Source organism: Candidatus Mycalebacterium sp., assembly GCF_977828045.1.
Genome location: NZ_CDWCUL010000010.1, coordinates 180007 through 205529, shown reverse-complemented (window position 1 = coordinate 205529; position 25523 = coordinate 180007). Strand labels below are relative to the sequence as shown.

The 25523-nt window shown below is 50.3% G+C and carries 29 protein-coding genes and 1 tRNA gene; 22 read left to right on the top strand and 8 right to left on the bottom strand.

All coding sequences use genetic code 11. From position 1 onward, the window contains the following. Positions 1-70 precede the first annotated feature (70 nt). On the bottom strand, positions 71-1477 hold the full coding sequence (locus tag ACY430_RS03230; RefSeq protein ID WP_462137449.1) for an AAA family ATPase: 1407 nt from the start codon (positions 1475-1477) through the stop codon (positions 71-73). After that, positions 1477-1620, bottom strand: coding sequence for a hypothetical protein (locus ACY430_RS03225; RefSeq protein WP_462137448.1), 144 nt, complete (start codon positions 1618-1620; stop codon positions 1477-1479). Before ACY430_RS03225 ends, ACY430_RS03230 begins: the two co-directional genes overlap by 1 nt. Before the next feature lie 63 nt (positions 1621-1683). Between ACY430_RS03225 and rplU the strand changes: the two genes are divergently transcribed. The 3 genes from rplU to alaS all read left to right on the top strand — a co-directional run bounded on the left by rplU (position 1684) and on the right by alaS (position 4971). Further along, a complete protein-coding gene (gene rplU, locus ACY430_RS03220; RefSeq protein WP_462137447.1) occupies positions 1684-1998 on the top strand; it encodes a 50S ribosomal protein L21 in 315 nt (104 codons plus the stop codon). A 13-nt stretch (positions 1999-2011) separates the two neighbouring features. After that, complete coding sequence (rpmA, locus tag ACY430_RS03215) at positions 2012-2266, top strand: 50S ribosomal protein L27 (protein ID WP_462137446.1); 255 nt, start codon at positions 2012-2014, stop codon at positions 2264-2266. A gap of 77 nt (positions 2267-2343) precedes the next feature. Next, positions 2344-4971: an alanine--tRNA ligase gene (gene alaS / locus ACY430_RS03210; RefSeq protein WP_462137445.1), complete on the top strand. Its 2628-nt coding sequence runs from the start codon at positions 2344-2346 to the stop codon at positions 4969-4971. Positions 4972-4984: 13 nt separating this feature from the next. Here the strand turns inward: alaS and ACY430_RS03205 are convergent, their stop codons facing one another. Beyond that, positions 4985-5914, bottom strand: a complete 930-nt coding sequence (locus tag ACY430_RS03205) for a sigma-70 family RNA polymerase sigma factor (protein ID WP_462137444.1) — start codon at positions 5912-5914, stop codon at positions 4985-4987. Positions 5915-5944: 30 nt separating this feature from the next. On the opposite strand from ACY430_RS03205, the gene ACY430_RS03200 reads away from it, so the two are divergent. From ACY430_RS03200 to ACY430_RS03185, 4 genes are all read left to right on the top strand, one after another. Further along, positions 5945-6020, top strand: a tRNA-Asn gene (locus ACY430_RS03200). 50 nt (positions 6021-6070) lie between these two features. After that, positions 6071-6385, top strand: coding sequence for an Rdx family protein (locus ACY430_RS03195; protein WP_462137443.1), 315 nt, complete (start codon positions 6071-6073; stop codon positions 6383-6385). A gap of 9 nt (positions 6386-6394) precedes the next feature. Beyond that, entirely contained in the window at positions 6395-7096 is a 702-nt protein-coding gene (locus ACY430_RS03190) for a type 1 glutamine amidotransferase (RefSeq protein WP_462137442.1), read from the top strand. 45 nt (positions 7097-7141) lie between these two features. Then, positions 7142-7606 carry an adenylyltransferase/cytidyltransferase family protein gene (locus tag ACY430_RS03185; RefSeq protein WP_462137441.1) on the top strand — a complete coding sequence of 155 codons (465 nt, stop codon included), beginning with the start codon at positions 7142-7144 and terminating at the stop codon, positions 7604-7606. A gap of 16 nt (positions 7607-7622) precedes the next feature. Here ACY430_RS03185 and ACY430_RS03180 read toward each other — a convergent pair whose 3' ends face one another. Then, complete coding sequence (locus ACY430_RS03180) at positions 7623-8204, bottom strand: type B 50S ribosomal protein L31 (protein ID WP_462137440.1); 582 nt, start codon at positions 8202-8204, stop codon at positions 7623-7625. 80 nt (positions 8205-8284) lie between these two features. On the opposite strand from ACY430_RS03180, the gene ACY430_RS03175 reads away from it, so the two are divergent. The 3 genes from ACY430_RS03175 to ACY430_RS03165 all read left to right on the top strand — a co-directional run bounded on the left by ACY430_RS03175 (position 8285) and on the right by ACY430_RS03165 (position 10798). Continuing rightward, the gene (locus ACY430_RS03175; RefSeq protein WP_462137439.1) at positions 8285-9232 is read left to right on the top strand and encodes a histone deacetylase family protein; all 948 of its coding nucleotides are present in this window, start codon (positions 8285-8287) and stop codon (positions 9230-9232) included. Between the two features lie 86 nt (positions 9233-9318). Further along, the gene (locus ACY430_RS03170; RefSeq protein WP_462137438.1) at positions 9319-10299 is read left to right on the top strand and encodes a quinone oxidoreductase family protein; all 981 of its coding nucleotides are present in this window, start codon (positions 9319-9321) and stop codon (positions 10297-10299) included. A 13-nt stretch (positions 10300-10312) separates the two neighbouring features. Beyond that, entirely contained in the window at positions 10313-10798 is a 486-nt protein-coding gene (locus ACY430_RS03165) for a DUF3565 domain-containing protein (protein WP_462137437.1), read from the top strand. Here the strand turns inward: ACY430_RS03165 and hemB are convergent. After that, positions 10756-11778 (bottom strand): porphobilinogen synthase, encoded by a 1023-nt coding sequence (gene hemB, locus ACY430_RS03160; protein WP_462137436.1) that lies wholly within the window; start codon positions 11776-11778, stop codon positions 10756-10758. The two genes, ACY430_RS03165 and hemB, sit on opposite strands and share 43 nt — an antisense overlap. Before the next feature lie 78 nt (positions 11779-11856). Between hemB and ACY430_RS03155 the strand changes: the two genes are divergently transcribed. Genes ACY430_RS03155 through scpB form a run of 8 tightly spaced genes read left to right on the top strand, consistent with a single transcriptional unit; the run spans position 11857 to position 18899 of the window. Then, a complete protein-coding gene (locus tag ACY430_RS03155) occupies positions 11857-12711 on the top strand; it encodes a hypothetical protein (RefSeq protein ID WP_462137435.1) in 855 nt (284 codons plus the stop codon). Next, a complete protein-coding gene (locus tag ACY430_RS03150; RefSeq protein ID WP_462137434.1) occupies positions 12708-13373 on the top strand; it encodes a glutathione S-transferase family protein in 666 nt (221 codons plus the stop codon). The genes ACY430_RS03155 and ACY430_RS03150 overlap by 4 nt, the downstream gene beginning before the upstream one ends. Before the next feature lie 60 nt (positions 13374-13433). Next, entirely contained in the window at positions 13434-14600 is a 1167-nt protein-coding gene (gene metK, locus ACY430_RS03145; RefSeq protein WP_462137433.1) for a methionine adenosyltransferase, read from the top strand. 31 nt (positions 14601-14631) lie between these two features. Continuing rightward, complete coding sequence (locus ACY430_RS03140) at positions 14632-15885, top strand: adenosylhomocysteinase (protein WP_462137432.1); 1254 nt, start codon at positions 14632-14634, stop codon at positions 15883-15885. Next, positions 15867-16808: a site-specific tyrosine recombinase/integron integrase gene (gene xerA, locus ACY430_RS03135; protein WP_462137431.1), complete on the top strand. Its 942-nt coding sequence runs from the start codon at positions 15867-15869 to the stop codon at positions 16806-16808. The genes ACY430_RS03140 and xerA overlap by 19 nt, the downstream gene beginning before the upstream one ends. Beyond that, positions 16808-17455, top strand: a complete 648-nt coding sequence (locus ACY430_RS03130) for a site-2 protease family protein (RefSeq protein ID WP_462137430.1) — start codon at positions 16808-16810, stop codon at positions 17453-17455. Before xerA ends, ACY430_RS03130 begins: the two co-directional genes overlap by 1 nt. 9 nt (positions 17456-17464) lie before the next feature. Beyond that, positions 17465-18274 carry a segregation and condensation protein A gene (locus ACY430_RS03125; RefSeq protein ID WP_462137429.1) on the top strand — a complete coding sequence of 270 codons (810 nt, stop codon included), beginning with the start codon at positions 17465-17467 and terminating at the stop codon, positions 18272-18274. Then, positions 18243-18899 carry an SMC-Scp complex subunit ScpB gene (scpB, locus tag ACY430_RS03120; protein ID WP_462137428.1) on the top strand — a complete coding sequence of 219 codons (657 nt, stop codon included), beginning with the start codon at positions 18243-18245 and terminating at the stop codon, positions 18897-18899. Before ACY430_RS03125 ends, scpB begins: the two co-directional genes overlap by 32 nt. On the opposite strand, the gene ybeY is transcribed toward scpB, so the two are convergent. Beyond that, positions 18867-19310 carry an rRNA maturation RNase YbeY gene (ybeY, locus tag ACY430_RS03115; RefSeq protein ID WP_462137427.1) on the bottom strand — a complete coding sequence of 148 codons (444 nt, stop codon included), beginning with the start codon at positions 19308-19310 and terminating at the stop codon, positions 18867-18869. The two genes, scpB and ybeY, sit on opposite strands and share 33 nt — an antisense overlap. Before the next feature lie 29 nt (positions 19311-19339). On the opposite strand from ybeY, the gene der reads away from it, so the two are divergent. Continuing rightward, positions 19340-20707 carry a ribosome biogenesis GTPase Der gene (gene der, locus ACY430_RS03110; protein WP_462137426.1) on the top strand — a complete coding sequence of 456 codons (1368 nt, stop codon included), beginning with the start codon at positions 19340-19342 and terminating at the stop codon, positions 20705-20707. Between the two features lie 2 nt (positions 20708-20709). On the opposite strand, the gene ACY430_RS03105 is transcribed toward der, so the two are convergent. Beyond that, a complete protein-coding gene (locus ACY430_RS03105) occupies positions 20710-21954 on the bottom strand; it encodes a glycosyltransferase family 4 protein (RefSeq protein WP_462137425.1) in 1245 nt (414 codons plus the stop codon). Between the two features lie 157 nt (positions 21955-22111). Between ACY430_RS03105 and ACY430_RS03100 the strand changes: the two genes are divergently transcribed. Genes ACY430_RS03100 through ACY430_RS03090 form a run of 3 tightly spaced genes read left to right on the top strand, consistent with a single transcriptional unit; the run spans position 22112 to position 23868 of the window. After that, positions 22112-23068 (top strand): branched-chain amino acid transaminase, encoded by a 957-nt coding sequence (locus ACY430_RS03100; protein ID WP_462137424.1) that lies wholly within the window; start codon positions 22112-22114, stop codon positions 23066-23068. 29 nt (positions 23069-23097) lie between these two features. Next, the gene (locus ACY430_RS03095; RefSeq protein WP_462137423.1) at positions 23098-23295 is read left to right on the top strand and encodes a CDGSH iron-sulfur domain-containing protein; all 198 of its coding nucleotides are present in this window, start codon (positions 23098-23100) and stop codon (positions 23293-23295) included. 15 nt (positions 23296-23310) lie between these two features. Then, complete coding sequence (locus ACY430_RS03090) at positions 23311-23868, top strand: thioredoxin family protein (protein ID WP_462137422.1); 558 nt, start codon at positions 23311-23313, stop codon at positions 23866-23868. A 9-nt stretch (positions 23869-23877) separates the two neighbouring features. Here ACY430_RS03090 and ACY430_RS03085 read toward each other — a convergent pair whose 3' ends face one another. Continuing rightward, positions 23878-25518, bottom strand: coding sequence for a glutamine--tRNA ligase/YqeY domain fusion protein (locus ACY430_RS03085; RefSeq protein ID WP_462137421.1), 1641 nt, complete (start codon positions 25516-25518; stop codon positions 23878-23880). Positions 25519-25523: the final 5 nt, after the last annotated feature.

The window sequence follows — 25523 nt, the reverse complement described above, 5'->3', positions numbered from 1 at the left end:
TGCACTGTGAACACAAATCTTGAGAAAACTTTGCCCCAATTGATTTGGAATAAAGATAAGATGTCATTTTTCATTCAGTAGTTTTGTCAAGAATCTCTGCAGTTTCGTTATATAAATCTGAAGAAACTTTATCATGATCTTCTGGAGACAGTCCGTTTTCTTGGTCAAAAGCCAGCCTTTTAACAATAGTTCCTTTTTCATTGTTCTTGTCAAAACCATAAGCGGCAATTTCTTTTTCAAACAACGCCGGTTTTGTGCGTTTGTCCTCATTAATTTTTTCCAATCGAACATGATTGGAGATTTGTTCAAGAAAATAATCACTATGAGTTGTTACCATTACCCTTACACCGCTTCTTATTAATTGAACAATAGTTTCTGCAATTTGTCTCTGGGCTTCCGGATGAAGATGAGCTTCCGGTTCCTCAATTATTAATAAATTTCCCTTGTCTATTCTGTGTCTAATAAAGAGGACAATCGGGGCAAGTTCGGAAACCATTGATGAGGAACGTAGCAAAGGCACTTCAAGTCCATTTTGTTTGTAGAAGAACTGTGGATATTGATTTGCTCCAGGTTTTTTTGTCTTGATGGAACCGTGCAGTATTTTTTCCTCCATTTCCTCTGCTACTTTCGCTACCTGCTTATCAAGCAGATCGCTTGTGTCCATAAAGATGATTTCCTGTAAAAAATCAGAGACTATGCCACTAAGGGCAGGAACGGAGACCGGTTCCACTCCTGCCAAAGTAGCACGTCTTACCAACGCTCCCACTATTGCTTGATGGCTTTGCATAATTCCTGTTCTTGCAGCAGGCAAATAACAAGGTTCTATTTCATTAGAGTGGTCGTCAATCAATTCATGAATACTATAGATAAAATGTCTCGCTATTATTTCATTGGGAATTTGCTCATCTGTAATTTTAGAAAAACGCCTGTCTAAAATTAGATTTTCTTGTTGGGCAACTTGCCCACTAATTTCTATGTTGGAGTTTTTGCTTAAAGCCCCCACCTTAAAGGTCTTTTTCGCATCTTGGTAGCACAAACTAAAATCTTTGCTGATTAATGGGTCTTTTCCGGTAGATGTCCCAACACAACGAGAAATCTCGTCATGGAAAGATTGGGCAAGTTGTTGTGACGCTTCTGTTTTTATCCATTCTTGCAAATTTTCAGGCAGACCCAAAAAAGTTAATTCTCTCATGTCTTCCTCTGATAAAGTCTTAAGAAATGTAGCCAACTGATTTACGGGTTCGTTGTTGACAATGTCAAAGAGGTTTATTTTTCTTCTGACTATTCTATTAGAGAAAAATGGGACTACATTTCCGAGATGTGAGGATTGAAGCAAGGCGTAAATAAGAATAGCGAGGTATGACTTTCCTGTGTTGCTAGGACCAACAAAAATCGTCAACGGGCAAAGTTCAATATTCTTTGCTTCCGCAATGGGACCATAGTTCTCAACTGAAATCGTTATATTTTCTCTAGCCATTATTTTACCTCTACCACTTTCAAACTCTCAATTCCTCTATCGTTTACAATTTTAACCGCAATTCTGCTGTTTTTGCCAAGTTCAAACGGCAGGGGAGTGTTCTTCCAAACCTCTATCGTATCCTTTCCTGTTTCAGTTTCCAAACCTCCGTTTGACACTTCCCCCTCCCTTATGTCATAATTCCCCCTTCGCACGGAGCAATCACAATGCAGGCGGTAATAAGAACAGGGAACAGGCAATACCTCGTTAAGTCGGGCGATGTTGTGGAGATTGAGAAAATCGCGGGAAGCCCCGGCGATTTGATCGGTTTTGACGATGTTTTGATGGTGTCTGACGGTGAGGGCGAGGCGAAAGTCGGCGCGCCGATTGTTGAGGGTGCGGAAGTGAAGGGCGAGATTGTCGGTCAGGTAAAAGGGAAGAAAATCATCGTTTTTAAATTCAAAAGACGCAAAAAATACAGACGCAAAGCCGGGCATCGGCAGAAATACACCTCGGTTCGCATAACCGATATTAAAATGTAGGCGGTAGCAGAGTATGTCCACAAAAAAAGGCGGCGGAAGTTCAAAAAACGGAAGAGATTCGGCGGGCAGGCGGCTCGGCGTTAAGAAATTCGGCGGAGAGGTCGTTAAAGCCGGAAACATTCTTATCAGGCAAAGGGGAACTTTGTTCCATGCGGGCGACAATGTCGGCACAGGGCGCGACTGGACGCTTTTTGCGCTCGCAGACGGAGTTGTGAAGTTCCGCAAAGGCAAAAGGAAAACCATTTCGGTTGTTCCCTCCGCTCAGTAATTCCCGTTTTCCCTGCTGACCGAACCCGTCCCGTCTGTTAGACTACCCCTCATCCGCATTCAAGCGGGACAACCTCTATGACCGGAAACGAAATCAGGGAAACTTTCCTTTCATACTTTGAAGACGAAGGGCACAAGCGCGCGCGCAGTTCGCCGCTTATTCCCGCTCAAGATCCCACGCTTCTTTTCACAAACGCCGGAATGGTGCAGTTCAAAAACGTTTTTCTCGGTCTTGAAAAACACCCCTCCCCGCGGGCGGTTTCATCGCAAAAATGCATGCGCGCGGGCGGCAAGCACAACGATTTGGACAACGTTGGATACACGGCGCGCCACCACACATTTTTTGAAATGCTCGGCAATTTTTCCTTCGGCGACTACTTCAAACCCGATGCGGTGCGCTTCGCGTGGGACTTGATGACGGAAGTTTTCAAACTCCCCAAAGACAAACTCTGGGTTACCGTTTACAAGGACGATGACGAAGCGGCGGATATCTGGAGCAGGGAGGCGGGGCTGAACGGGTCGCGAATACTGCGCATGGGAGAGGAAAGCAACTTCTGGTCAATGGGAGATGTGGGGCCGTGCGGGCCGTGCTCGGAAATTCTCATAGACCAGGGTGCGCAAGCCGGATGCGGAAAGAAAACCTGCGCTCCGGGCTGCGATTGCGACCGCTATCTTGAACTGTGGAACCTTGTTTTTATGCAGTATGAAAAAGACGAAAGCGGCAAAATGGCTCCGCTTCCGCGCCCCAGCATAGACACCGGAATGGGGCTTGAGCGCATGGCGGCAGTCATACAGGGCGCGCCGAGTAATTACGAAACCGACCTGCTTCTGCCCGTGATTTCAAGCGTTGAAGAGTTGTCAAAAATAAAATACGAAAACGGCGAAGGCACATCCGACAGCGGAATGAGGGTTGTCGCCGACCATGCGCGCGCGGCGTGTTTTCTTATTTGTGACGGCGTGTTTCCGTCAAATGAGGGAAGGGGCTATGTGCTCAGAAGGATTATCAGAAGAGCGGTGCGGCACGGCAAAAATCTCGGAATGAACGAGGCGTTTCTGTTCAAAACCCTTGGCGCGGTTTCAGAGGCGATGAGCGATGCGTATCCCGAACTTTCCGAAAAAGCCGACCACACGGCGCAAGTTGTGCGGAGCGAGGAGGAGAGGTTTTTTGAAACTGTTGACAGAGGGCTTGAAATCCTTGAGAGCGAAGTAAAGAAACTCAAAAAAGGCGGCAAACTTTCGGGCGAGTCGGCTTTCAGACTTTATGACACATACGGATTTCCGCTTGATTTAACGCAGGATGTTTTGCGCGAGCGCGGAATAGGCGTTGACGAAAAAGGTTTTGAAAAGGAAATGGGCAAACAGAAAGAGCAGTCGCGCAAGTCATGGAAAGGCGATGCGGATAAAAATTCATCCGCCGTGGCGGACTGTTCCGCGCTTGCGTCTGAAGGATTTTCCACCGATTTTACGGGCTACGGAGCGACAGAGGGCGAAGGAAAGATTGTTTTCATCAGCGAGCCCGATGAAAGGGGTGAAGTGGAAATCGTTACGGATTCAACGCCTTTTTACGCCGGTTCCGGCGGACAGACCGGGGACACCGGCACAATGGCCGGAAGCAGTTTTTCAGCAAAGGTTGTTGACACCACAAAACCTGTGGGCGGCGTTGTATGCCACCGCGCCGTGATTGAAAACGGCGGTGCGACCGCGGGCGACCGCGTAACCCTTTTGGTTGACAAAGACCTGCGGCTCGGCGCCTGCGCCCACCACACCGCCACGCACATTTTGCACTCGGTTTTGCGCGCCACGCTCGGCACGCATGTTTCCCAAGCCGGCTCTCTTGTGGTTCCCGACCGGCTGCGCTTTGATTTTACGCACCATTCGCGCATAAGCGCGGACGAACTTGACGAGATTGAATCCGCTGTCAACCGGCGCATAGGGTGCGCCGATGAAGTTGTTACGCAAACCGACATTCCGTATGACGAAGCGCTTAAAAGCGGGGCGATGGCGATTTTTGAGGAGAAATACGGCGACAAGGTCAGGGTGGTTTCAATCGGCGATTACAGCGTTGAACTTTGTGGCGGAACGCACCTTGAAAACTCCGCCGCGGCGGGAATGTTCAAAATTATTTCACAGTCCGCTTCAAGTGCGGGAGTGCGGAGAATAGAAGCGGTTTGCGCGCGCGCCGCGCTCAAAAGAGCCGTTGAAAACGAAAAAACAATCGCGCGGACGGCGAAGATTCTGGGGTCGGGCGCGGAGGAAATTGCCGAAAGGGTTGAGAAACTTCTCAAAAATAACGAGGATCTTCAAAAGCAGGTTGGAGAGGCAAGAAAGAGCGCTTTTTCGGGCGGCATGGACGAAGCGCTTTCCGTTGCGGAAGACATTAACGGCGTGCGTTTCGTATCTCTTGAAGTTCCGGACGCGGGCGCGCCTGAGTTAAGGGAAATATGGGATAAAATCCGCGCAAAAATTAAAAGCGGAGCCGCCGCTCTTTGCGGAGAGCGGGACGGAAAGGCGTTTGTTCTTGTCGGCGTTACGAAAGACCTCGCGGGCAAAATTCACGCGGGCAACATAGTGAAGGAAATCGCGCCTCTAATTGGCGGAAAAGGCGGCGGCAAGCCCGAACTCGCGCAAGCGGGCGGGGATTGCCCCGAAGGCGCGGGCAAAGCGATTGAAAAGTGCGCGGAAATTATCAAATCTCAAAGCGGCTGAGAAGGTGCGCCGCCTAATCTTCAAAGTTTTCAATTCCATGTTTTTCAAAAATTTTTCTGATTTTTTTCAACGCGGTTTTTTCTATCTGCCGCACTCTTTCGCGTGAAATGTTGAACTTGCTTCCGATTGTATCAAGCGTTTTGGGGTTTTCGCTGAGCAATCGGTTTTTGATTATGTATCTCTCTTTTTCTCCGAGTTTGCACAGCGCTTCGCTCATGCGGACCTGAATAATGTGTTTCATCTGCGCGCGGTCAAATTCCTCATCCGGGCTTTCCGAACTGTCTTTTAGAAAATCCAGGCGCGGGGTGTCGGAATCGTCCTGAACGGGCAAGTGAAGAGAGAAATCACGCGAGCCCATGACAGTTTTCATTTCCGCGACGCTTTTTTCAGACACTCCAAATTCGGACGCGAGTTCGGTATTTGTCGCCTCGTCCCCCGCGCCCGACATTTTCCCGCTTGCCGAGCGGATCTTGTAAAAAAGTTTTCTCTGTTCTCTGCCCGTGCCGATTCTGACAAGGCTCCAGGTGTCCATTATGTGTTTCTGGATATACGCTTTTATCCACCAGACAGCGTAGGAGATGAGGCGGTAGCCCTTTGTGGGGTCAAACCGTTTTACCGCCTGCATAAGTCCCAGGTTGCCCTCCTGAATTATGTCCATTACGTTGACCCCGTAGTTCTTGTATTCTCCCGACACTTTTACGACAAATTTCAGGTTTGAAGCAACGAGTTTGCGCGCGGCTTCTATGTCGCCCGTTTCGTGATAACGGGCTGCGAGTTTGCGCTCTTCCTCTCCCGTCAGAACGGGGTGGGATGCTATTTCCGCTATGTAGCGTTGAAGGGGGGAAGCGGGGGCAAGGGTTGATGCGGGGCGGCGCGCGGGCGTTTTATCGCCTTTTTTCCGCTTTTTCGGGACGCTTTGGGGTGTTTCTTGACTGTTTTTCATTGGCGGTATAATTTAACACATCTTTCCAGTTCCGGTGTAGCTCAGTTGGCAGAGCGGGTGACTGTTAATCACTAGGTCGGGGGTTCAAATCCCTCCGCCGGAGCCAATAAATCCGCCCGCATTTCCGTTAGAGTCTTTTCCCTTCCGCAACGAAAAATGACAGACTTCCGCGATGCGGTTAATTTAATTTCCGTGCGGGGGAAGATAAAAATAGAGTATTGCGTCCAATGCGGCTGGCTTTTGCGCGCGGGCTGGATGGCTCAGGAGTTGCTTTCCACCTTTGGCGACAAGATAGAAGAACTTGCGCTCGTGCCTTCTTCGGGCGGGGTTTTCAGGGTTTTTGTCGGAGACAGCATTATATGGTCAAGGGAGAACAACGGCGGATTTCCGTCCGCCGCCGAACTTAAACGGCTCATCAGAGACCGGGTTGCGCCGGATATGCCGCTCGGACATGTTGACGAAAAAAACTGAGAGATTTTGATGAAAGCGCTTGTTTTTCAGCATGTGGGGTATGAAGCCCCCGGTCGGCTCGGAGAGTTGATGCGGGAGAACGGTTTTGACATTCAGTCCGTGAACTTCGGCGCGGGAGAAGGTGTCCCTGAAAAAACAAACGACTTTGCCGCCCTTATCGTTATGGGCGGACCGATGAATGTTTATGAGAGCGGTAAATATCCGTATCTTGAATCCGAAACGCAGTTTGTGGGCGATTTCATAAAAAGCGGCAGAGCCGTGATGGGAATATGCCTTGGCGCGCAGTTAATGGCGGTTGCTCTTGGCGCGCGCGTCTATGCGGGAGACAAAAAAGAGATAGGGTGGTATGACATCACAGTCACGGACGAAGCGGCGGGCGATCCCGTGTTTAGCGCGTTTTCGCGCACCGAAAAGGTTTTTCAGTGGCACGGAGACACTTTTGATATACCCGGGGGCGCGGCGCGCCTCGCGTTTTCGGACTGTTTCCCAAATCAGGCATTCAGGTACGGTGAAAAAGCCTACGCATTGCAATTCCATATTGAGACGAACGGGTCAATGGTGCGCGACTGGCTCGGCAAAGAGGGAAACAAACACGAACTTGATCTGGGCGGTTTTAACGCGGAGAAAATTGAGCGCGGCATCGGCGTTTACGGGGGCGATATGGGCAAACTCGCGGATTCTGTTTTCAGCGCTTTTTTGAAACTTGTCTGAATATCCGTAGAATTGGGGCTTCTTAAAAACGCAAAGGAGAAAAAAATGTCCGATTGGAAATTTACAAATCACGGCCATCCGGAAATTGAGCCCGCAAAGACAAAGCGCGCGATTTTTATCGGAAGGTATCAGCCCTACCACCAGGGGCATATAAGTCTTGTGTGCCAGAAACTGGACAAGGGCGTTCCGTGCCTGATTATGGTCAGAGACATTCCGCCCGACCCCAAAAATCCGTTCACAACGGAGCAGACGATTAACATGATACGCAAATATCATGAGAGCAAAGGTGATGACGTTGAAGTGATAAAGATCTCCGATATTGAGTCCGTCAACTGGGGCAGGGGAGTCGGTTATGAGATGAACGAGTTTTTCCCGCCCGAAAATATCGGTTGGATATCCGCCACAAAAATCAGGGATTCAATCAAGAGCGACGAAAGTGAATGGCGCAAAATGGTTGACGAGTCAATTCAGGAAGACGTCGTTAAATATCTGAAAGATTCCAATCTGTGAGGCGGTCGCCTCGCTGTCAAGCGGGCTGTTCAGGTTCCGGAGTTTTTTTCGTCTCGGCGGTCTCATCGGGTTTAGCGGATTTACTCTCCGGCTTTTTAGACTTCTTAGGCTCCGCTTTTTTCTTCTTTTTTGGTTTGGACTGTTTGGGTTCGGGCTTTTCCGACTGCTCTGCGGGTTCGGCCGCTTGCTCATCGGCAGGTTTAGTCTGCTCAGTTTCAGGCTGTTCCGGCTTTGATTCTTCCGCGCGCGGGGTTTTCGCTTTTTTCTTCTTCTTCGGTTCCGCTTCCGCTTTCTTTTCCGGTTTCGGCTCAGGCTCTACGGGCTCGGAAGTCTTTTCCGGTTCCGGCGGCTCCTGAGCTGCGCCATACTTTTTGCGGAATTTTTCCACGCGGCTTTCCTTGGCAAACTGCTGTTCTCTGCCGGTGAAGAAAGGGTGCGAACCGCTTGATATTTCAACCGTAACAAGCGTGTATTCGTTGCCGTCTTCCCACTTGATTGTTTCGTTCGAGGTTCTTGTTGAGCGCGTGAGTATCGCGAAATCGGACGAAGGGTCTTTGAAGACGACCGGATGATATTCGGGGTGAATGTCTTTTTTCATTTTGTTTCTCACAACTCTGTCGGGAGCGGGGTAATATAACAAAGAGAGGCTTTTTGTAAAGGCGGAGGTTTAATCAGACAATGGGAAAAACTGCAGTTTTTATAGACGCCGATGTTTGCAAGGAGCACGAAAATGGTCCAATGCATCCCGAGTGCCCCGACAGAATAACCGCCATAGAATCTCTTTTGAGCGCCGAGAGCGTATCCCCTTTTGTTGAGCGCATGGCGGTAAAAGACGCAACCCCGGAACAACTGACACGCGTTCACAGCGAAGACTATGTGAGAGCCATTCAGCAGACCGATGGCAAACCTTTATCTCAACTTGACCAGGACACGGGAGTGGGAGGAGGTTCGTGGCGCGCCGCCATTCGTTCGGCGGGGGCCGCTGTTTGCGCCTGCGACGAGGCGCTCAACGGCGGAAACAGTTTTTCATTCTGCCGCCCGCCCGGGCACCATGCCGAGCGGGACCGGGCGATGGGGTTTTGTCTTTTCAACAATGTTGCGGTCGCGGCGGAGTTTGCCCTGGCAGAGCGTTCCGCCGGGCGCGTTATGATAATTGACTGGGATGTTCATCACGGCAACGGAACGCAGAACAGTTTTTACGAAAGGGGCGATGTTTTCTATTTTTCCATTCACCAGCATCCGGCTTTTCCCGGCACCGGAAGCGCGGAGGAAACGGGAAGCGGCGGCGGGGCCGGAACCACTTTGAACATCCCGCTTGCCGCCGGGCAGACCGATGACACTTACATCAATATATTTCAAAACCGGCTTGCTGAAGCCGCGCATTCATACAAGCCCGACATTATTCTTGTGTCAGCGGGCTTTGACGCCCATAAAGCAGACCCGCTTGCGGGAATGAGCCTTTCAAGCGAATGTTTCGGAGTTCTTGCGGCGGAAATTCAGACGCTTGCCGGAGAGATATGCGGCGGGGCGGCGGCGTTTTTTCTTGAAGGCGGCTACGATTTGTGGAGTTTACAGACATCGGTTGCCGAAGTATTATGGGCGCTCGGAGGCGGAAAAAAGGGCTGACCATTTACGGTCTTTCGCGTTTAGAGGACTTGTGGCCTGGGTGTGTTTCCGTATCTTATGGAAAAATTTAAAAAAAGGAGAATCAAATGAAAGCGGGAATCTATCACGAATTCGGGGAAGCGGATGTAATTAAATACGAGGACGTTGAAACGCCTTCGCCCGGCGGGGATGAGGTTTTGATAAAGGTTAAATCGTGCGCGATGAACTCTCTGGACACGCGCCTGAGGTCGGGCAAATCGCCGCGCCCCGTTGACCTTCCGCATGTCGGTGGAATAGACATATCGGGAGTTGTTGAGGATGCCGGAAGCGGCGCTTCGGTCAGTGCGGGAGACAGGGTTGTAGTCAATCCGGCGGTCAAAACGGAAAAGGGTTTGAGCGTTATAGGGGCGAACAGGCACGGGGGGTTCGCCGAGTATGTGAAAGTTCCCGCGGCAAATGTATGCAGAATCCCCGACGGGCTTTCCCACGATGATGCGGCGGCTCTGCCCATCTGCTACGTTACGGCGCTTTACGGGCTCGTTAACAGAGGTGGGCTCAAAAAGGGCGAAACGGTTGTCGTTCACGCGGCGGGCAGCGGAACCGGAACGGCGACAATCCAGATAGCCAAAAATTTAGGCGCAAAAGTTATTGCGACTGCCGGAAGCGATGAAAAACTTGAAAAAGCGCGCTCCATCGGCGCGGACGAAGTTGTAAATTACAAAAAAGAAGACTTTTCCAAGGTCATCAAGGGCGGCGTGGACATGATTTTCGATTCCGTCGGCGCGTCATACTGGGAAAAGAATATGAAGATTCTCAAACCCGGCGGGCGGCTTCTTCTTATCGGTGTTGTCGGCGGCGGCGTTGTGGAGCAGGTCGCCATCGGGCCCGTTATTATGAGGGATATTTCCATTATCGGCGTAACGGTTTTCAACTCTCCGCAGAGCATTCTTGAGGAAACTGTCAAAATGGCGGCGGATGGAACTTTCAAGCCCGTCATAGACAAAGCCGTTCCGCTTGCCGAACTCCCCGAAGCGCATAGGGCGCTTGAGAGCGCGAGCCAGTTCGGCAAAGTCGTGGTCAATCCCTGAACCGGAAGCCATAATGGAACGACCCGTTACCGCATTCAATCTTGATGACAAAGGAGACTGGGTCGCCTCTCTCAGTTGCGGTCACTCTCTGCATGTGCGTCACAATCCACCGTTTCAAAATCGGCGCTGGGTGGAAACACAAAAAGGGCGTGAGGAAAAAATCGGCGCGATGCTGGACTGTGTTCGCTGTGACAGGTTTGAAATTCCCAAAGATTTTGTTCCGTATTTCAAGTCTCCCGTTTTTACGCATGACACCGTTCCCGACGGGCTGAAAAAGGGGCATTCAACAAAAGCCGGCGTCTGGGCGAAAATTGTAGTCAAAACCGGCAGGCTCAAATATCACATACCGGTGGCGGGTGCGGAGGTGGAACTGTCGGAAAAATCTCCGGGCGTTGTCGCGCCGGAAGTTATCCACCATGTGGAGCTGCTTGGAACCGTGAGTTTCTTTGTGGAATTTTACCGGTTTGATAAAAAGTCCGCCGCTTCGGGGGCAAAGTAGGTCGCTATCATATCGGCTCCCGCGCGTTTGATTGAAAGCAGGCTTTCCATAATCGCGTCCCGCTCGTCAAGCCAGCCCTTTGCGGCGGCGGATTTTATCATAAGGTATTCACCGCTCACCTGATACGCGGCAACCGGAAGGTCTGTTGATTCCCTGAACGCGCTCACAACATCAAGATAGTGGCTTGCGGGTTTTACCATCACAATGTCAGCGCCCTCGGCTTCGTCAAGAGCGAGTTCCCGAAGCGCCTCCCGCACATTGGCGGGGTCCATCTGATAGGTTTTTTTGTCGCCCGATTTTGGCGCGGAATCAAGCGCCCCGCGAAACGGACCGTAAAAACATGAGGCGTATTTCGCTGTGTATGAAAGTATGGATGTGTTCGCGTGCCCGCTTTCGTCAAGCGTTTCCCTTATGGCTCCGACCCGCCCGTCCATCATATCGCTTGGCGCCACTATGTCCGCTCCGGCATCGGCATGAACAAGCGCCTGACGGCAGAGAATTTCAACCGTTGTGTCGTTCAGGATTTCCCCCGAAGCGGACACAACCCCGTCATGTCCGTCGCTTGAATACGGGTCAAGCGCGACATCGGTTATCACAATCGCTTCGGGAAAATGTTTTTTTAGTTTGCGCGCGGTTTGCGGAACAAGCCCGTGCGGGTTTTCCGCCTCTTTTGCGGTTGCGGATTTCAAATTACTTTCAATTGAGGGGAACAGCATAAAAGACACGATTCCGTTTTTGAGGCAGTTTTCCGCCTCCTTTAGAATGCCGTCTTCCCCAAGTCGTTTTCTCCCCGGCATGGAGTCTATGTTTTCGTCATCTTTTCCGTCCCGTATGAAAACCGGATAGACCAGATCGCTTGCGGACAGGACGGACTCTCTCACGGCCGAGCGTATGGCTTTGCTCTTTCTGTTTCTGCGCGGACGCGCAACAATATCAAGCGAAATGGTGTCTTTAGCCGTTGTTTGCCGATTTTTGCCCATAGGGCGAAACCTACACGGGTTAACCCTTTTTTCAAATTATCTTTCACCCTTCGCATCTTCTTGTTAAACTAACCCTTAATGAAGATTTTGAACCTGTTTCTCTTTTTGTCCACTGCCGCGCTTGTGTTCGGCGCCAGTGTGTGTTCGGCGCAGGTGAACATTGTCAAGGTTGAGAGGTCTCAGCCTTTTCCTGATGCCCGCGTGAGGGTTGCCTCGCCGCTAAACGGCGAATCCATTCTCTCTCTTTCCCCCGAAGTCAGACTGGAAGTCTCCGGTTTTGAACCCGGTATTCAGACCAAAACTCAAAAAAAATCCTTGGATCAAAGAAACCCCCTGGTTCAAAGAGAATCCCTGATAGCAAACTCTTTGAAAGGGCAGCATGTTCACTTGATTGTTGACAACAAGGCATACAGGGCAATTTACGACGTCTCAAAGCCGATTGTTCTGAACAATGTGAGCGTGGGAGCCCATACTCTTGTTGTGTTTCCTTCGCGCTCCTATCATGAAAGCATCAAATCAGAGGATGCGGCGCATGTTGTGAATTTTAATGTTGTCGGCTCTTTGACGGGCCCGCCGCTTGACCTTTCCGCTCCCGCGCTGATTTACAGCCGCCCGAAAGGGGTTTACAAAGATGGGAACGCTGAAAGAGTAATGGTTGATTTTTACCTGCAAAACACAACGCTTGGCGCGGACGGATACAGGGTGAAACTGTTTATATTTGAGGGCGAGTACGTTTCACGCTCTTCGCTTGTGGCTTTGGAGGTTTTTGACACCTGGCAGCCGGCTTTTGTGACCGGGCTCAAAAGCGGGGAATACACCTTTCTGCTTGAACTTATTGATTCCGGCGGCAACAAGGTTCCCGGAATATTCGGTTCCGTGCAAAGACTGATAAAAGTGGTTCGCCGGACTCCCGTCGCCGGGAATCCTGAATGATACATCTCTACACAGCTCCGACTCCAAACGGAAGAAAAATCTCAATCATGCTTGAAGAGACGGGCATGGAATACACCGTTCACACTTTGCGTCTTGATAAGAATGAGCAGAAAACGCCCGAATTTCTCGCCATAAACCCCAACGGGCGGATACCTGCGATTGTTGATGAAGACGCGGGCGGCTTTGAGGTTTTTGAGTCCGGCGCCATTCTTTTCTATCTCGCCGAAAAAAGCGGAAAATTCCTGCCCGGCGACCCGGAGCGCAAATCCGTGGTGATGCAGTGGGTTATGTTTCAAATTGCGGGCGTGGGCCCCATGCAGGGACAGGTGAATGTTTTTCGCAACTACGCGCCCGAAAAAATCCCCTACGCGATTAACAGATACACAAAGGAAACAAAACGCCTTTACACGGTGGTGGATTCGCGGCTTTCCCGCGCCGCCTACCTCGCGGGCGATGAATACACAATTGCGGACATATCTCTGTGGCCCTGGGTGAAGGAAGCGGGCGCCTCCGATATTGACATTTCGGGCTTTCCGCATTTGCGCGACTGGTTTGAGCGGGTTGCCGGGCGTCCGGCGGTTCAGAGGGGAAACGCCATTCCACCGTCTTTGAATGAGAGCAGGAAGGATAGAAACGAAAGGATTTCAAAGATTCTTGTTTGAAATTCAGGGCGGGGCGGTTATCTTTTCCACCTTCTTTAGAGATTTGCCTTTTAATTGATTATGTCCAACAGCGGAAGTTTTATTTTTACATCGGAGTCCGTAACCGAAGGGCATCCGGACAAAATTGCGGACCAGGTTTCAGACGCCATTTTGGATTCAATGCTTGAAGGGGATCCTTCAAGCCGCGTAGCCTGCGAAACGCTTGTTACAACGGGACTTGTTGTTGTGTCGGGCGAGATAACGACTTCCAGTTCGGTCAACATTCCCGCGACTGTCAGAAAGACCGTGGAGAGCATAGGCTACACGGACAGTTCAATGGGTTTTGATGCCGCCACCTGCTCGGTTATTGTGGCAACCGACGTGCAGTCCGAGGACATCGCCGCAGGCGTTGATTCAGGTCCCGACAAGGAGCAGGGAGCCGGAGACCAGGGGCTTATGTTCGGCTACGCCAATGACGACACGCCGCAGCTGCTGCCTTTTCCGATAATGTGCGCTCACCAGCTTTCAAAAAGGCTTACGGACGCGCGAAAAGAAGGCGTTCTGCCTTTTCTGCGCCCCGACGGGAAGTCGCAGGTTACGGTCAGATATGAAAACAAAAAACCCGTTGAGATTGACACCGTTGTGGTTTCTTCACAGCACTCCGCCGACACGGACAGCAAGACCATCTACGAGGGCATCGTGGAAGAGGTGGTTAAGCAGGTGATAGACGACTCTCTTTTTACGAAAAACACAAAGGTACTTATAAACCCGACCGGCAGGTTCGTCATCGGCGGTCCGATGGGAGACGTGGGGCTTACGGGCAGGAAAATCATCATAGATACCTACGGCGGATGGGCGCGGCACGGCGGCGGCGCTTTTTCCGGCAAAGACCCTTCAAAGGTTGACCGTAGCGCCGCTTACATGGCGCGTTACATCGCAAAAAACATTGTGGCGAGCGGAATCGCGAAGGAATGCGAGGTTCAACTCGCTTATGCAATAGGGGTTGCCGAGCCGGTGTCAGTGATGGTCAACACTTTCGGAACATCGCTTGAGCCGGAAGACAAAATAGTTTCCGCCATCAGGGAGAATTTTGATTTGAGACCCGCCGGAATTATAGAAACTCTAAAACTTCTCAGACCCATATATTTGCCGACCGCCGCTTACGGGCATTTTGGGCGCGAAGATTGCGGAGATATTTTTACCTGGGAAAAAACCGACAAGGCTGAAGGGTTGAAAAAAGCGCTCTGAAAATAGCGCCTGGAAATACAAAGGAGAAAAAATGAAAAGCGATATTAAAGACATAAAACTTGCGACTCAGGGAAAACTCAGAGCGGAATGGGCCGCCCAGCAGATGCCTGTTCTTGCGTCAATAGAGAAGGATTTTTTGCGCACAAAGCCGCTCAAAGGCATACGGGTTGCGGCTTGTCTTCATGTTACAACAGAAACCGGAAACCTTATGACGACCCTCAAAGCGGGCGGAGCGCAAGTAACTCTCTGTGCGTCAAACCCTTTGAGCACTCAGGACGATGTTGCGGCGTATCTGGTGAAAAAAGGCATCCCGACTTTTGCCGTAAAAGGCGAAAGCACCGCGACTTTTCACAAGCACGTCAAAGCCGTTTTGGCTATGAAGCCGCACGTTACAATGGATGACGGCGCGGACATTACGGCGGAAATTCACAAAAATAAAAGCAGTAATTACGGCAACATAATCGGTGGAACCGAGGAGACGACTACGGGCGTCATAAGGCTTAAAAGCCTCGCCGCACAGAACAAACTGAAATATCCGATTTTCGCCGTGAATGACGCGAAAACCAAACACTTTTTTGACAACCGTTACGGAACGGGACAAAGCACTCTGGACGGAATAATCCGCGCGACAAACCGGCTTATATCGGGAACCAATTTTGTGGTTGCGGGCTACGGCTGGTGCGGGAAAGGACTTACGATGAGGGCGAGGGGAATGGGCGCGAACATAATCGTTACCGAGATTGACCCCGTGAAGGCGCTTGAAGCCAAAATGGACGGATTCAACGTTATGCCGATGAGTGAAGCCGCGCCGAGGGGAGACTTTTTCTGTACTGTTACGGGAAACCTCAACGTCATCAGAAAAGAGCATTTCGTGAAGATGAAAACCGGCGCAATTGTCTGTAACTCCGGACATTTTGACGCGGAGATAGACCTTAAAAAACTCGCTTCAATCACAAAATCCAAACGCGTGATAAGGGAGTATATTGAGGAATACACCATTAAAAACGGGCGAAAAATCAACATTCTCGGTCAGGGGCGGCTCGTCAATCTGGCGGCGGCGGAGGGGCATCCCTCAAGTGTGATGGACATGAGTTTCGCCAATCAGGCTCTTTGCTGTGAGTATCTTGTGAAAAACGGTCGCAATCTCAAGCCCGATGTTTACGGTGTCCCCGAAAAACTGGACTCTCAAATCGCATCCATAAAATTGAAAGCGCTCGGAATAAATATAGACAAACTAACCTCGGAACAGAGAAAATACCTTAACTCATGGGAAGTGGGAACCTAAAACTTGTTGAAAACTCCCCGTTTGAATTAAGGGAGGTGTTTGAAGGGCATCTGATTGTTGTTCAGGGGCTTTCCGTAAACACAGCCAAAGCGTATTGTTCGGACATTGAAAAGTTTGTTTCGTTTGTGAAAACAAACTCCCCCAAAGCCGATTTATCAGATATCGGCCGCGGAGCCGTGAACGATTTTCTCGCTTCCCTCAGAGACAGGGGTTTGAGTGCACGTTCAGTTAACCGTTACCTTTCGTCCATCAGAAAGTTTTACAAGTTTCTGCAAAGCGAAAAAATTGTCGGCGCAGACCCGACCGAAAATGTGCTGGCGCGCAGAACGGACAAAAATCTGCCGAAAGTGCTTTCTGAGGAAAACGTGGGAAAAATCCTTGACGCTCCGGAGCGCGAAGCCGGTGGAAAGCCCGAAACTTTGAGAAATTCAGCCATTCTTGAACTGTTCTACGCGACTGGAATGCGCGTTTCCGAACTGTCATTACTTGAACTTAACTGGCTTCATGGAGACGGCGCACAGGCATACCTTATGGTTCGCGGCAAGGGAGACAAGGAACGTCTCATACCGATTGGCAGAAAGGCGCTTGAAAAGATTGATCTGTATATGGGCGGCGCGAGGGATTCTTTGCTCAAAGGCAGGCGGTCCCCGTATCTGTTCGTTTCGCGCAGGGGAACGTGTTTATCCAGACAGCAGTTGTGGAAAATGATAAAGTTTTACGCCGTAGTTGCGGGGATAAAGCAGAACATCAGTCCGCACACAATGAGGCACTCATTTGCCACGCACTTGCTCAGCAGGGGAGCTGACCTCAGAACAATACAGATGCTTCTCGGACACTCTGACATATCGGTTACTCAAATTTACACTTCGGTTGAAAGCGGCGAGGTAAAAAGGCTCCATGAGAAATTCCATCCGAGGGCTTAATGTTTTCCCTTGATCCTTTTCAGATTGCGGTAACGGCGGTTGTCATACTTTTTGTGCTGACCGTGCATGAGTTCAGCCACGCGCTTGTGGCTGACGCTCTTGGAGACAAAACCGCGCGGAGAATGGGGCGTCTTACGCTCAATCCGCTCGCTCATCTTGACCTTCTGGGCACTGTGCTGATGTTCATAGCCGGATTCGGGTGGGCAAAGCCCGTGCCGGTTGATTTGCGAAATCTTAAAAATCCCAAAACGGAGATGATATACATTGCCGCCGCAGGTCCGTTGTCAAACATACTGACGGCGGTTGTCGTCGGAGCGGCTTTCCAATTTCTCGCGGGCGGAGGCGCGGAAGGGGTTCTACCATCAAACATCCTGGGTTTTATAGCCAATTTCCTGCTTTTGATTATTGTTTACAGTGTTGCGCTTGCGGTTTTCAACCTCATCCCCATTCCCCCGCTTGACGGCTCAAGGATTCTCTACGGCGTTCTTCCGCACGCGGCGGCGAATTTTTACGCGCGTTTTGAAAAATTCGGCATGCTTTTGCTATTCGGGATTTTTATTTTCGCCGGAGAGAGCGTAATGCGCGTGCTGTGGACTCCGGTGAAGCAGTTGGTCATTCTTTTTACAGGAGAAAGCGGGATTTTCTAAAAGCGTCCAATGACTGAGCAAAAAACAGTTTCAGGTTCCGAACCCCGGCACGACAGTTTCTACACGGTTGACATTGAACAGTTTGAGGGTCCTTTGGATCTTCTGCTTTCTCTCGTCAAGAAAAACGAAATTAACATCTATGACATTCCAATCGCGGAAGTCTCCGAGCAATACAACAAACAGTTGGAAATTATGCGCCGCGGCGATTTTGATTCAGTCGCGCAGTATCTTCCGCTTCTCGCGGAACTGGGGCTTTTAAAGTCCAGAATGCTTTTGCCCAAAACCGAAGAAGATGAGCAGGAAGACGGAATCGACCCGCGCCTGGAGCTCGCGCGGCGGCTGGTTGTGTATGAGCGGTTCAGAGATGCGGCGGCGAGAATGGGTGAGATGAGTTTGCTCGGCAGAGATGTGTTCGCAAAGGGGCTCGGATATTCTGAAGAGTTCGGCGAGCCCGAAATTGAAACCGAAGTTGCGGCGAGCGGTGTGTGGCCCCTCATAGTTGCGCTTTGCGAAATGAGAGCCAGAATCAACGAAGGAGACGCCGAAGAGATATATTTCACCATAGACCCCGTGTCGGTTGAGCAGAGAATCTCCGAGATACACGAGAAGATACGGGAGAAGGGTGTCATTGAGGATTTCAACATGCTTTTTGACGAAAAGCCGTCAAGAAGCCATATCGCCATTTCTTTTATTGCCGTTCTTGAACTTGCGAGAAAAGAGGTTGTTGAACTGTTTCAGAAAAAACCGTTTTCCGCGATAAAACTTTTATACTCGGAGGGAGAAAAAGATGGAAAAGAGTCGGATAAAGAAAATAATTGAATCGGTGATTTTCGCGTCCGAATCGCCCGTAAGCCCGGCATCGCTTAAAAGCGGCTTGCCGGAACTTTCACCTGAGGATATTGCCGCCGCGTTCAATGAGGTCGCAGATGAGTGGAACGGCATGGACAGGGGCTTTGAGTTGGTGAAGGTCGCGGGCGGTTATCAGTTCCGCACGAAAAAAGAGTTCGCGGAAGATATCACGGACTTTAACAGGAAGATCAAAAAACTGCGCTTGAGCAAAGCGGCGCTTGAAGTGCTTGCCATCTCCGCGTATCAGCAACCGCTCACAAAAGCCGACATTGAGGAAATACGCGGCGTGGACTCCTCGGCGGTGGTCAACCTCCTGATGGAAAGGGGAATGCTTGAAATATGCGGAAGAAAAGATGTTCCCGGCAGGCCGTTTCTCTATCAAACCACCGAAGAGTTTCTTCAAACCTTCGGCATGGAAAAACTTTCAGACCTTCCCACGCTCAAAGAGATTGAGGAGATTGAAAAAGACCTCGGCGCGGAGCCGACTTTGCTCAGACCCGAACCGGAAACTCCCGAATCTCACCCCGAAGGTGATGCCACTTCCGCCCCACAGCCGGACAACTCACAGCCCGGCGACGGCGCGGAGAACTCTTGACTCTTCGGCGCGCATTTTTTCGCGCTCTTTTTTCTTTTTATGCGTGTGCCCGGCAAGATGGGCGATGCCATGAATGACGAGCCGTTTGATTTCCTCCTCAAACGTTATACCGTAGAGGCCGGCGCGTCTGCGGGCTGTTTGAATCGAAATTGCGACATCGCCCGCGAGCTCTTTGGTGTTTTGCTCAAACGAGAGAACATCCGTTGTTTTTAAGATTTTTCTGTAGATTCTGTTGAGTTCTCTCATCTCGGCGTCATCAACAACGGCGATGCTGACCTCGCCTCCCAGCGAAAACAGGGCTGCGGTTTTGCGGGCGCAAAGGGCTATCAGTTTTAAGTGTTTTTTTTTCGCGAACCCGCTCCGGTCGGTAACGGAGACGGAAACATTTCCCGCGTCGTGCTCTTTGGACATAACCGAATAATATATAATTCCCAACCGCCATGCCCGTCCGCAACAAAAACCGCTCAGTCCCTCTCGTGGCAATCGTGGGGAGACCCAACGTTGGTAAATCAACCCTGTTCAACAGAATCACCGGAACCGACAAAGCCATTGTGGAATCCGAGCCCGGGGTTACGAGAGACAGAATTTACTCCGATATGAGTTGGAACGGCAGAGATTTCTCCGTCGTGGACATGGCTGGGCTTGAGCCGCTCGGGAGCGACGCCGCTCCGCCGGGCGCGAAGGAGCAAGCGGAAATTGCCATTGAGGAAGCGGATTTGATAGTGATGCTCCTCAACGGAATGGAAAATCCCGTTCCCGAAGACACCGAAATTATGCGGATGCTCAGAAAAAGCGGAAAAGAGGTTTTCTGCTTTGTGAACAAGATTGACCACGAAAAGCATGAGAAGTCTGTTGATGATTTTCACTTTCTCGGAGAGGTGAAAATGAGGGGAATTTCCGCCCTTCACGGGCGCAACACATACGAACTTCTTGATGACATTGTCGCCGCGCTTCCACCGGGAAAAGCGGAAAAGAACGGCGATGCGGACCCACCCATACGGATTGCCGTTTTAGGAAAGCCCAATGTCGGCAAGTCCACGCTTGTGAACACAATCCTCAAAAAAGAGAGGATGATAACCAGCCCTGTTCCCGGAACTACGCGTGATTCCGTTGATGTTCCATTTGAATACGGAGGGGGGGAATATGTCATTACCGACACGGCGGGCGTGCGGAGAAGGGCGAGAATAGAAGGTTCGGTTGAGCGGCTCGGAACGCTCAAAGCGATAAGAAGCATAGCGGCGTGCGATGTGGCGGTGCTTATGATAGACGCGTCCGAGGGTCCGTCCCGTCAGGACATTCGCCTCGCGGGCCTCATAGAAGACAGGGGTAAATCCGCCGTAATAGCGCTCAATAAATGGGATCTCGCGCCCGAGGCCGTGCGGGAGATTAAAGACATCGGCAAAAAAACCGTGCAACGTCTCGGCGGTGCGCTCTATTTTTCCAGAACGGTCAAAATCTCCGCCATTGAGGGTAAAAAAATCAACCGGCTTTTTGACTGTGTGACCAAAGCGCACAAATGGCACGGGGAAAAAGTTTCCACCAGAAAATTGAATGACTTTCTCAAGAGAGCCGTAAAAGTGGGTCCTTCCATTTTTCGCGGGCGCGAGTTCAAGGCGTATTACATGAGCCAGGTTCGCGTTGAGCCGCCGGGTTTTGTTATTTTTACAAACGCCACATCTGCGGCGGTGCCGGCTAATTATTCAAAATATATTGAGCACGGAATACGGAAAGAGTTTGGTTTTGAGGGGACGCCGATTCGGCTGTTTTTCCGCAAAAGGGAAAATAAGGGCGCCGCCAAACGAGGCTGATTTTAATTCTCAACAAGCACGGATTGAACCTCCGCCGTTTTGTCTTTTGCCGAATATAAACTCGCCGCACGCCGCCGTCCCGCCTGTCCCATTGATTTTCTCAAATCTTTATTGTCAATAAGTTTGCGGACGCTTTCGGTCATGTGCGAAGTGTCTCCCGGAGGGCTTAAAATCCCCGTAACGCCGTCCTCAACCGACTCCTCTATACCTCCCACTCTAAAACCCGTAACCGGTATTGCGAAAGACATTGCCTCTATGACCGAACGCGGAAAAGGGTCGGGATAGTTGGATGGCATTAGGAAAATGTCAAAATCGATAAGACAGCCGGACACATCTTTTCTAAACCCCGTGAAAATAAAACTGTCCGCAATTCCCATGTGCTTAACGCGCGCTTTTATTTCAGACAGATGATTTTTCGCGAAAAAACCGGGCGTGTCACCGACAATCACGAACTTGACCCTGTTTCTCAAATCCCCGTTTTTCAAAAGAGCAGCCGCCACTTCAATCATATGCCCGTATCCTTTGCGCGGAACCACTCTTCCCGCGTTGCCGATTACGATTGAGTCTTCGTGGATGGAAAACTCCTTTCTCAAAACCCCACTTGAGGTTTGGCGTTCAAGATCTTCCGGATCAATGCCGTTGTATATCACGCGCACTTTGGGGTTGCCGCCGAATTGCAGGGCGGTTGCCTGCGAAACGCAGATTATTTTTTTCACCGCACTCAAAGAGGCGAGGCGGGTTATCACAAATTTGAGAAAACGGGTTTGCTGTATGTTTCTCACATGCCAGACCACGGGGCGCCGGTGAATTAAGCCGATAAAAGCGCCGGTGATTTTCGCTATTGTGCCGTTGCAGTGGATTAAATCTATGCGCCGCTCGCGCAACAATCCGCCGCAAGTGAAAGTAAGCGCGGCTATCTTTCCAATATTCACGGCCGCATAGGCGGTTTTTAGAAAAACTGTGAGAACGGGGGTAAAAAAGCCCGCCACACCCGGCTTCACGGAAAACCTTTCGGAAACGGGGCGGAAAAGCCCGTCGGGAAAACGGGAATCAACAATCACATCGCGGTATATGCCTTCTTCTTTAAGCCGTTCGGAAAAGATGTCATCGCGCGGGATGAGAACAAAAGGGCGGATGATTTTTCTGTCAATGTGTTTGAGGATGTAGAAAAGACTTCGCCCGGGTCCGCCGTCTCGAACGGAATGATTGATAAACAAAACTTTTTTTTCGCCGTTTTCGGAATTCATTTGAGGGCTCTTTGGAACGACTTAATTTAACACAAAGGGCGGCAAAGGGTGCATGCGCCCGTGCTTCTTGAATATCAACGCTTTACAATATAGGATTTGCCCTACACAGATTGATTGTTCGCCTTGAAACCCGATAAAAGCGGACGGATTTTTTCTAATGCCAACTTCATCAAAGAAAAGCGGGAGCGCTAAAACCGGCACGCCGAAACTTATATGGTTCAACGGCTCGTTTGTTCCGTGGAATGACGCCAATATTCACATTCTGACCCACACTCTTCACTATGGAATGGGGGTTTTTGAAGGTATCAGGGCTTACAGAAGCGTCAAAGACGGGCACACCGCCGTTTTGAAACTTAGCGCCCATATTGACAGGTTTTTTATGTCCGCCCACATCGCCGGAATGAAGATTCCGCACACAAAAAAAACGATAAGACGCGCGATTTTCGGACTGCTTGAAAAAAACCGCCTTAAAGAGGCGTATATCCGCCCAATCTCTTTTATCGGTTCGGGCGCGATGGGTATTCTGCCTGCGAAAAATCCGGTCGGCACGGCAATCGCCGCGTGGAATTGGGGTGCGTATCTCGGAAGCGACGGACTAAACAACGGCATCAGAACAAAAATTTCCTCTTACACGCGCATGCATGTCAATTCGTTTATGACGAAGGCGAAAATCTGCGGTAACTATGTCAATTCGGTTCTCGCCAAGCAGGAGGCGGTGTCCGCCGGTTTTGACGAAGCCATTCTTCTGGACGCTGAGGGGTTTGTCGCTGAAGGCAGCGGCGAGAACATTTTTATTGTCCGCAACGGCGTGATAAAAACGCCTCCGCTGTCTTCCGTGCTTGAAGGGATAACGCGCGAATGTGTAATACGCCTCGCGACTGATGAGGGAATTGAACTGCGCGAGCAAAGGTTCACAAGAGACGAACTTTACAGCGCGGACGAGATTTTTCTGACCGGCACCGCGGCGGAGATAACTCCTGTGCGCGAAGTGGACAACAGAAAAATCAAGACCGGAAAACCGGGTGCGATTACGAAAAAACTTCAAAACGCGTTTTTTGAAATCACGCGGGCGGAAAACGGAAAATATGGCGAGTGGCTTGAAACTAATCCGTAAGCGCGGCGTGTGTGCCGGAATTTAACGAAATGTCGAAACCCTCAATTCAAATTCTCAAAGACGGTCCCATTATCGTATCGGGCGATTTTGAGGTTCTGGACTCAAACGGCAACAAGATTGAGTGCGGAGACAAGTCCGCCCTGTGCAGATGCGGCGAGTCTTCAAGCAAGCCGTTTTGTGACGGAACCCACAAGAAAAACGGTTTTAGAGATGAGCAAAACGGCTGACCGCGAGGAGTAAAAATGGTTTTAACCCCATCAAACATGATGCCGCTCGGAATGAAAGCGCCGGATTTCAACCTTCCTGACGTTGTGAGTGGAGAAAATAAAATCCTCGCCGATTTCAAGTCCAATGTTGCGGTTGTTATTATGTTCATTTGCAACCACTGTCCGTATGTAAAGCACATTCAGCCCGGACTTGTCCGTCTCGCGGACGATTACATCGCCAAAGGCGTGTCCTTCGTTGCGATAAACTCAAACGATGTGGAAAACTATCCCGATGATTCCCCCGACAAGATGCTGGAAGACGCGAAACATTTGGGTTATCCGTTTCCCTATCTTTTCGACGAAAACCAGGAGATTGCCAAAGCATATGACGCCGCATGCACTCCCGATTTTTTTGTTTTTGACGGGGATTTTTCCTGCGTGTATCGCGGGCAGATGGACGATTCCCGTCCTGAAAACGGCAAGCCCGTAACCGGAGCGGATTTAAGAGCCGCGCTTGACTCCGTAATTGCCGGAGAGAAACCTTCGGAAAGTCAGATTCCGAGCATGGGTTGCAACATCAAATGGAAGAAGTGAACTGCGCCGTCAAAATTTTACGCCTCTGATTCCGACCGTTTCGTTAAAAATCTTTTTTTCTTCGTTTGCACAATCCTCATCAACCGCGAAATACCCCTTTCTTTCAAATTGAAAAACATCCCCCGTTTTCGCGTCTTCCAATGACGGTTCAATCAAAATGCCGTCCAGAACCCGAAGCGAATCCGGATTGACCGGATCGTCCACGCCCGGGGTTTCTCCGGTAAAAAGTTTGTTGTAAAGCCGCGCTTCAGCTTTTTTACAATGCTTCGCGCTGACCCAGTGTATTGTCGCCTTGACCTTTCTGCCGTCCGGCGCCTGCCCTCCCTTTGTTTCAGGGTCGTATTCGCAACGCAACTCCGTGACTTCGCCATTTGAGTTTTTTACGATTTCAACGCAGGTGACAAAATACGCATATCTCAACCGGACCTCCGTGCCCGGAGAGAGGCGGTGAAACTTTTTGGGCGGATTTTCCATAAAATCTTCGCGCTCAATATACAGTTCGCGCGAAAATGGCACCCGCCTTTTCCCTGCGTCGGGGTCTTCGGGATTATTTACGGCGGGCAGAAATTCCTCCTCATCTTGCGGAAAGTTCGTTATCACAAGTTTGAGAGGCTCAAGAACCGCCATGCGCCTTGGCGCGGTTTTGTTCAGAGTTTCCCGAACCGTGTGCTCAAGCAAATCCGCTTTAATGACGCTTTTCTGTTTCGTAACTCCAATTCTGTCGCAAAAAATCCTTATGGCTTCGGGTGAGTATCCGCGCCGCCTCATTCCCGATATTGTCGGCATTCGCGGGTCGTCCCATCCGCTCACAACACCTTTCTCAACAATCTCGGACAGTTTTCTTTTGCTCATAATTGTATGGCTCAGTTCAAGCCGCGCGAACTCAATTTGGCGCGGACTGCCGCCCGTCTGAGCGGCAAGGCGTTCAACAAACCAGTCGTAAAGCGGGCGGTGGTCTTCAAACTCCAACGTGCAAAGAGAGTGCGTTATTCCCTCAATCGCGTCCGAAAGCGGATGTGCGAAATCGTATGTTGGATATATGCTCCATTTTTCTCCGGTTCTGTGGTGAGGGGTTTTAATTATGCGGTAAATTACAGGGTCGCGCATATTGATGTTGCCTGAAGTCATGTCAATTTTCGCCCGCAGAACTTTTTCGCCCTCGGAAAACTTTCCCTCTTTCATTTTCTTGAAAAGCGTCAGGTTTTCGTCCGCCGTTCTATCTCTGAAAGGGCTGTTTTTGCCCGGTTCGGTCAACGTGCCGCGATATTGGCGTATCTCTTCCGCGCTCAGGTCGTCAATATAGGCGGAGCCGTTTTCTATTAAATTAACGGCAAATTCATACAGCTTTTCAAAGTAGTCCGAAGCGAAAAAGAGGCGGTCTTTCCAGTCAAAACCGAGCCATTTAATGTCGTTCTTAATCGCTTCAATAAACTCTTTGCTCTCTTTTTGCGGGTTCGTGTCGTCAAATCTCAGGTTGCAGGTTCCCGAATTTTCCTCCGCAACTGAAAAGTTGAGGCATATTGATTTCGCGTGTCCAATATGTAGAACCCCGTTGGGTTCGGGAGGAAAGCGTGTTGCGATTTTTTTCCCACCGTGAGAGTCGTGCGCGACGACTTCCCTTATGAAGTCTTTTTTGCCGGAGTCCGTCATTGAAT